At 72.5% G+C, this 8481-nt stretch carries 2 protein-coding genes; both read left to right on the top strand.

What is annotated here, in order from left to right:
* Positions 1–2467: SDR family NAD(P)-dependent oxidoreductase (locus AC067N_RS38790; RefSeq protein WP_478683664.1), on the top strand; the 2467-nt coding region annotated here is incomplete at its 5' end.
* A gap of 174 nt (positions 2468–2641) precedes the next feature.
* On the top strand, positions 2642–8481 hold a 5840-nt coding region (locus tag AC067N_RS38785), incomplete at its 3' end, for a type I polyketide synthase (protein ID WP_478683663.1).

Here is an 8481-nt window from a genome sequence, read left to right as displayed (position 1 = left end):
CAGGGGTGATGCCGCCCGGTTCCTGACGTCGCTTGCGGAGGCGTGGGTGCGGGGTATCGGTGTGGACTGGACGGCGGTTCTGGCCGGTCAGGACGCCCGCACCATCCCGCTGCCCACCTACGCCTTCCAACGGCGGCGCTACTGGCTCGACCTGCCCGAACCCAGCCCTCTGAGCGAGGCCGGAAGCCCCTCGGCCGACGATGTGGACGCCCGTTTCTGGGAGGCGGTCGAGCGCGAGGACCTGGAAGCCCTGGCCCAGACTCTCGACCTGGCGCCGGAGCGGCGCGAGACACTCGACACGGTGGAACCGGTCCTGCCCGTCCTGGCCGAGTGGCGTCGGCGCAAGCGGGAGAGCGCCGTACTGGACTCCTGGCGTTACGCGGTGACGTGGCAGCCGAGCGGTGCGTCGGCGGCCGGGGCGAGTCCATTGGCGTCTCACTGGCTGGTCGTGGTGCCTGCTGCCGACGCTGCCGGCGAGGGCACGGTCCGCGCACTGATCGAGCAGCTGAGCGGCCACAAGGAGGTCGAGCACGTCGTCACGGTCGAACTCGACCTGGGCCCGGAGAACCGGACCGCCGTGGCGGACCGTCTTCGCGAGGTCGTCGAAAAGACCCCGCTCATCGGCGGCGTACTCAATCTGCTTCCGCTCGCCACCCGCACCGACCGTTCCACGGCCGGGCCGCGGTCCTCCGCCGTGCCCGGTGCCGTCACCGAGACGTTCCTGCTGATGCAGGCACTCATGGACACGGAGCTGGAGGCACCGCTGTGGACGGTCACCCGGGGAGCGGTCGGTGTGCCCGGCCCCGACGGGACGCCCGCCGCGGGCACGCTGCCGGAGCAGGCGGCCGTCTGGGGCCTCGGCCGGGTCTACGGGCTGGACCACCCCCGGCGGTGGGGCGGTCTCATCGACCTCTCCGCGCCCGCTGCCGGCGAGCTCGCGCCCGGTGAAACCGTCGCCGAGCCCGATCCGCGTACCTGGGGCCGGTTCCTCACCGCTCTGGCCGGTCACGAGGACGAGGACCAGTTCGCCGTGCGCGAGGACGGACTTTACGTACGCCGTATGGTCCGCAAGCCGCTCGACGCCGAGGCGGGCCAGCGGAACACGGTCCGCTTCACGGGTACGACGCTCATCACCGGCGGTACCGGAGCCCTCGGCGCCCACCTGGCCCGGCGGCTGGCCGCAACCGGTGCCGGGCATCTGCTGCTCGTCAGCCGTCGGGGACCGGACGCTCCCGGCGCGGAGGAACTGGAGCGGGAACTCACCGCGCTCGGCACCCGCGTCACCGTCGCCGCCTGTGACATCACCGACCGGGACGCCCTGGCCGCACTGCTGTCGGACGTGCCCGCGGACGCACCCGTCAACGCCGTGGTGCACGCGGCGGGCACCGAGCCGCCGGCCGCCGCGATCGCGGACACGGACCTCGATGCCCTGCACGATGTGATGCGCGCCAAGATCGCGGGTGCCCTGTACCTCGACGAACTGCTCGGCGACCGCCCGCTGGAGGCGTTCGTCCTGTTCTCGTCGGGCGCGGGTGTGTGGGGAGACGGCGGCCACTCCGGCTACGCGGCCGCCAACGCCTACCTCGACGCATTCGCCGAGTGGCGCCGCAGCCGGGGCCGACCGGCCACCTCCATCGCGTGGGGCGCCTGGGCCGGCGGCGGCATGGTCCACGAGGCAGAGGGAGACCGGCTGCGCCGCTACGGCGTCCCCACGATGGATCCCGAGATCGCCGTGGGCGCCGTACAGCAGGCCCTCGCGTACGACGAGACGGCCCTGGTCGTCGCCGACGTGATCTGGGAACGGTTCGCGGCGACCTACTCGGCCGTCCGGCGCCGTCGCCTCTTCGACGAGATCCCCGAGGTCCGGCTCCTCGACGCCGCGCAGGTCCGCGCCGATGCGGTCGAGACCGGCTCCGGGCCGGCGCCCGGTCCGACGCGGCCGTTCGCCGACCGGCTGGCCGGCATGAGCCGGGCCGAGCAGGAACGCGCCGTGCTCCAGCTCGTGCGGACGCAGGTCGCGGCGGTCCTCGGCCACGACGGGACCGGTGCGATCGGCCCCCATCACGCCTTCAGGGATCTCGGCTTCGACTCGCTGACCGCGGTGGAGCTGCGCAACCGGTTGAAGGAGTCCACCGGTCTCGGCCTGCCCGCCACACTCGTCTTCGACCACCCCACCCCGGCCGCCCTCGGCGAACGACTGATGTCCGAACTGGCCCCGCCGGCTGCGGGAGCGGACAGCGGGGACCTCCCCGCACTCGACGCGCTGGAGGCAGCCGTCGCCGCGCTCGCACCCTCCGACGACGGCGCCCGCACCAGAATCACCACCCGGCTGCAAGCGCTGCTGTGGCGCCTGTCGGACGGCCCGGCGGACAGCCCGGTCGATGACGACCCTATGGACGAACTGCTCGAAACCGTCTCCGACGACGAGATGTTCGACCTGATCGACAAGGAACTCGGCCTCAACTAGACCGTCGGCGCCCCGGCGCACGTCGCCCACGCGGCCACGCCCGGCTCCATTCCTTCTCCAGCGCACCACCACACACCGAACCCCGAAACCCGAACCCCTGTCCGACCGCCCGGTTGCCGACGCTGCGTGGGTGACTTCAAGCCTTCGGGCCTGCTCTAGGGACTGATGACGTTCATGGCTAACGAGGACAAGCTCCGCGACTACCTCAAGCTGGTCACTACCGACCTTCGGCAGACCCGCCGACGCCTCCAGGAGGTCGAGGCCCGGCAGCAGGAGCCCATCGCCATCGTCTCGATGAGCTGCCGCTTCCCCGGAAACGCGCATACTCCCGAGGACTTCTGGGACATGCTCATGGCGGGCGCCGACACCGTCTCGGAACTGCCCGCCAACCGAGGGTGGGACCTGGAGAACCTGTACCACCCCGACCCTGAGCACCAGGGCACCAGCTACACCCGCTCGGGCTCGTTCCTGTACGACGCCGTCGACTTCGACCCCGGCTTCTTCGGCATCTCGCCCCGCGAGGCCACCGTGATGGACCCGCAGCAGCGCCTGCTGCTGGAGACCTCCTGGGAGGCACTGGAGCGGGCCGGAATCGACCCGGGCACCCTGCGCGGCGAGAAGGCCGGCGTATTCGTCGGCAGCAGCGACCAGGGATACGGGGCGGCGGCCGCCCGGGCCCGGGACCGTGTCGAGGGCCACATGCTGACGGGCGGCTCCGGTGCGGTGCTGTCCGGACGCATCGCCTACACCCTCGGCTTCGAGGGCCCCGCCGTCACCGTCGACACCATGTGCTCCTCGTCGCTGGTCGCGCTGCACCTCGCCGTGCAGGCCCTGCGCCAGGATGAGTGCCGCCTCGCCCTCGCCGCCGGCGCCACCGTCATGGCCGGCCCCCGCAACTTCGTGGAGTTCAGCAGGCAGCGGGGTCTCGCGCCGGACGGTCGCTGCAAGCCGTTCGCGGCGGGCGCTGACGGCACCGGCTGGGGCGAGGGTGTGGGCGTGCTGCTGCTGGAGCGGCTCTCGGACGCGCGGCGCAACGGTCATCCGGTGCTGGCGGTGGTGCGCGGGTCGGCGGTCAACCAGGACGGTGCGAGCAACGGCCTGACCGCGCCCAACGGTCCCTCACAGGAGCGGGTGATCCGGGCGGCGCTGGCCAACGCACGGCTGAGCGCGGACCTCGTGGACGCGGTGGAGGCGCACGGCACGGGCACCACGCTGGGCGACCCCATCGAGGCGCAGGCCCTGCTCGCCACCTACGGCCAGGAACGCGAAGAACCGCTGCGGATCGGGTCACTGAAGGCCAACATCGGGCATCTGCAAGCTAGTTCCGGAGTGGCAGGCGTCATCAAGATGGTGCTCGCCATGCATCACGGCGTCCTGCCGAGGCTGTTGCACCTGGACGAGCCGACACCGCACGTCGACTGGTCGTCCGGCGCGGTCGAACTCCTCACCGAGAACCAGGAATGGCCCGAGACCGGACGCCCCCGCCGCGTGGGCGTGTCCTCCTTCGGCGGCAGCGGAACCAACGCCCATGTGATCCTCGAGCAGGCGCCCGAGCCAGATCCGGAGACAGGGCAACCGGAGTCCGCCGACGAGACCGTCGCACCGGTGTTCGCGGCCGGCGGCGCGATGCCGTGGGTGGTGTCGGGTCGTGGTGGAGAGGGCCTCGCCGGCCAGGCGGGGCGCCTGGCCTCGTACGTGGAGTCGGCTGGTGAGGATGTCCGGCCGGTGGATGTGGCGTGGTCGCTCGCCGCCACGCGGGCCGCCTTCGAGAACCGGGCCGTGGTGATCGGCGCGGAGCGCGGCGAACTCATGGCCGGGGTACAGGCCTTGGCCGCCGGCGGTTCGGTCCCCGCAGCGGTGACCGGAAGCTTCGACGTGGTGCCCGACGGCACGGTGTTCGTGTTTCCGGGTCAGGGTGCGCAGTGGGTTGGTATGGGGCGGGAGTTGTGGGATGTCTCGCCGGTGTTCGCTGCGTCGATGGAGGCGTGTGAGCGTGCGTTGGCGCCGTTTGTGGGGTGGTCGCTGAGCGAGGTGGTGCGGGGTGGGGGTGAATTGGCTGATGTGGATGTGGTGCAGCCGGTGTCGTGGGCGGTGATGGTGTCGCTGGCGGCGTTGTGGCGTGCGTGTGGTGTGGTGCCGTCGGTGGTGGTGGGTCATTCGCAGGGGGAGATCGCCGCGGCGGTGGTGGCGGGTGGTCTGTCGTTGGAGGACGGGGCGCGGGTGGTGGCGTTGCGTTCGCGGGCGATCAGGGCGATCGCCGGACGCGGCGGTATGGTCTCCGTCCCCCTGGCACCGGCTGAGGTGGAGGAGCTGCTCCAGGGGTGGGTGGGGCGGATCGATGTGGCCGCGGTGAACGGTCCGGGTTCGGTCGTGGTGGCCGGGGATGCGGACGCGCTGGATGAGTTGGTGGCGCACTGCGCGGACAACGACATCCGGGCCCGCCGTATCCCGGTGGACTACGCCTCGCACACCTGGCATGTGGAGGAGATCGAGGAGGAACTGGCGCGGGAGCTCGCGCCGGTGGTTCCGCGTTCGGGTGGGGTGCCGTTCTTCTCCACGACCGAGGCGGAGGTCGTGGACACGGCCCGGTTGGACGGGGGGTACTGGTATCGGAATCTGCGTCAGCGGGTGCGTTTCGCCGACGCGGTCGGTGAGTTGGTCGCGCAGGGCTACGGTGCGTTCGTCGAGGTCAGCTCGCATCCGGTGCTGGGGATGGCGGTCCAGGAGGCCGCCCCGGACGCGGTCGTGACCGGGACTTTGCGCCGTGACAGGGGTGATGCCGCCCGGTTCCTGACGTCGCTTGCGGAGGCGTGGGTGCGGGGTATCGGTGTGGACTGGACGGCGGTTCTGGCCGGCCAGGACGCCCGCACCATCCCGCTGCCCACCTACGCCTTCCAGCACAGCGCCTTCTGGTTCGAGCCCGACACGCCACAGCTTGACACCGCGACCGGCGGTGCCCAGGACCCGGCGGACGCCGCGTTCTGGGCGGCCGTCGAGGAACAGGACGTCGAAGCACTGACCGGGGTCGTCGATGTCGCCGAGGACGCCGGGCAGGAGGCACTGGCCCGGGCGCTGCCCGTGCTGTCGGCCTGGCGACGGGACCGCCGTGCCGCGTCCACCATTGATTCCTGGCGCTACCGGGTCGCCTGGCGGCCGACCGCCGACCCCGCCACCGTGACGCTCGACGGCCCCTGGCTGGTCGTCGTCCCCGCCGGCCACGCGGGCACCGACCTCGTGCGGGCCTGCCTGGACGGACTGGCCACGCACGGGGCGCAGACCGTACCCCTGTTCGTGGACTCCTCCGACATCGACCGCGAGCGGCTGGCCGCCCTGCTCACCGAGACGGCCCGGCACAGCGGAGTCCACTCGGGCCAGTTCAGCGGTGTGCTCTCCTTCCTCGGGCTCGACGAACACCCGCACCCCGAGCAGCCGGGACTCGCGGCCGGCCTGGTGTCCGGGCTGGCGCTGATCCAGGCGTGCGCTGACACCGGCGTACGCGCGCCGCTGTGGCTGGCCACCAGCGGAGCCGTCACCACGGGCGACAGCGACCCGATACGCAACCCCGTGCAGAACGGCACATGGGGCATGGGCCGGGTCGCCGCCCTCGAACACCCCGAGTTCTGGGGCGGCCTCGTGGACCTTCCCGAGACACCGGACGAGCGGACCGCCGCCCGGCTGTGCGGAATCCTCGCCGACTCCGGCGCCGAGGACCAGGTGGCCATCCGCGGGACCGGCATCCTGATCCGCCGACTGGCCCGGGTCCCCGCAGGCGCCACCGGCCACGGTCACCGCACCTGGACCTCGCGCGGCACCGCCCTGATCACCGGCGGTACCGGTGGCCTAGGCGGCCACACGGCCCGCTGGCTCGCCCGCAACGGAACCGAGCACCTGGTCCTGGTCAGCCGCCGCGGCGCGGACGCCCCGGGCGCCGCCGAGCTGGAGGCGGAGCTGCGCGAGCTGGGCGCCCGCGTCACCATCGCCTCCTGCGACATCGCCGACCGGAACGCCCTGGCCCAGCTCGTCGAGCGGGTCGAGGCCGACGGGCCGCCCATCCGCACGGTCGTGCACACCGCCGGCGTCGGCATCCTCATCCCGCTGGCCACCACCACGCTGCAGGAATTCGCCGACGGCGCCGAGGCCAAGCTGTCGGGCGTCGCGCATCTCGACGCGCTCTTCGCCGACGACCGGCTCGACGCCTTCATCGTCTTCTCCTCCGTCGCCGGCGTCTGGGGCAGCGGCGACCACGGTGCGTACGCCGCAGCCAACGCCTACGCCGACGCGGTCGCCGAGCATCGTCGGGCCCGCGGTCTGGCCGGAACGTCGATCGCCTGGGGCATCTGGAGCGACGAGGGCGGCGGCATGGCCCTCGACATCGTCCAGGAGCAACTGCGCTGGCGAGGCATCCCCTTCATGGACCCGGCACTCGCGGTCATGGGAATGCAGCAGGTGCTGGACCGCGACGAGTGCTTCGTCGCCGTCGCCGACATCGACTGGGAGCGCTTCGTCCCCGTCTTCACCGCGGCCCGCCCCCGCCCCCTGCTCACCGAGGTGCCCGAGGTCGTCGCGCTGTTGCGGGCCGAGGAGGACCGGCACCGTCAGAACGCGTCGGACACGGCCGACTCCCGTCTCGTCGACCGGCTGCGCGGCATGGGCGCCGACGAGCGGCAGCAGGCCGTACTGGATCTGGTGCGCGCCCAGGTCGCCGGAGTGCTCGGGCACAGCAGCCCGAACAGCGTCGAGGTCGGCCGCGCCTTCCGGGAGCTGGGCTTCGACTCGCTGACCTCGGTCGAGCTGCGCAACCGGCTGAACGCCGCCACCGGCCTGCGCCTGCCCGTCACCGTGATCTTCGACCGGCCCACGGTCACCGCCCTGGCCCGTCACGTCCGTGAGGAACTCCTCGGAGACACCCCGGCCCTTCCCGTGCCGGCCACCGCCGCTGCCCTGCCGAGCGGGACCGCCTCCGCCTCGGACGACGACCCGATCGTCATCGTCTCGATGAGCTGCCGCTACCCCGGCGGCGCCGACAGCCCCGAGGAGCTGTGGCGGATCCTCGCCGAGGGACGCGACGTCATCGACGCCTTCCCCGACGACCGCGACTGGGACCTGGAGGCCCTCTACGACCCGGACCCGGACCGCGAGGGCACCTGCTACGCCCGCGAGGGCGGCTTCGTCCACGACGCCGCCGACTTCGACCCCGGCTTCTTCGGCATCTCGCCCCGCGAGGCCGTCGCCATGGACCCGCAGCAGCGCCTGCTGCTGGAGACGTCCTGGGAGGTACTGGAACGGGCCGGGCTCGTCCCCGAGGAACTGCGCGGCACTCCTGTCGGCGTGTTCGTCGGCGCCGCCAACCAGGGCTTCGGCGGCCTGGACAACCTGCCCGAGGGCGTCGAGGGGCACATCGTCACCGGAAGCGCCACCAGCGTGCTGTCCGGACGTATCGCCTACACCCTCGGCCTAGAAGGCAGCGCGGTGACCATCGACACGGCCTGCTCCTCGTCGCTGGTGGCCCTGCACATGGCGGTCCAGGCGCTGCGCGCCGGCGAGTGCTCGATGGCCCTCGCGGGCGGTGTCGCCGTGATGGTGGAACCCATCGGCTTCATCGGCTTCGCCCGCACCCGTGGCGTCGCCAAGGACGGCCGCTCGAAGGCGTTCGCCAAGGCCGCCGACGGCATGGGCCTGGCCGAGGGCGCGGGCCTGGTGCTCCTGGAGCGACTGTCGGACGCCCGCCGCAACGGTCATCCGGTGCTGGCGGTCATCCGCTCCACCGCCCTCAACCAGGACGGCGCGAGCAACGGCCTGAGCGCCCCCAGCGGCCCCGCCCAGCAGCAGGTGATCCGGGCGGCCCTCGCCAAGGCCGGGCTGTCCACCGCGGACGTGGACGCGGTGGAGGCGCACGGCACGGGCACGACGCTGGGCGACCCGATCGAGGCGCAGGCCCTGCTGGCGACCTACGGCCAGGGCAGGGACCCGGAACGGCCCCTGTGGCTGGGCTCGTTGAAGTCCAACATCGGCCA

Source organism: Streptomyces sp. NPDC042364 (assembly GCF_056437585.1).
This window is presented reverse-complemented; position numbering and strand designations above follow the sequence as displayed.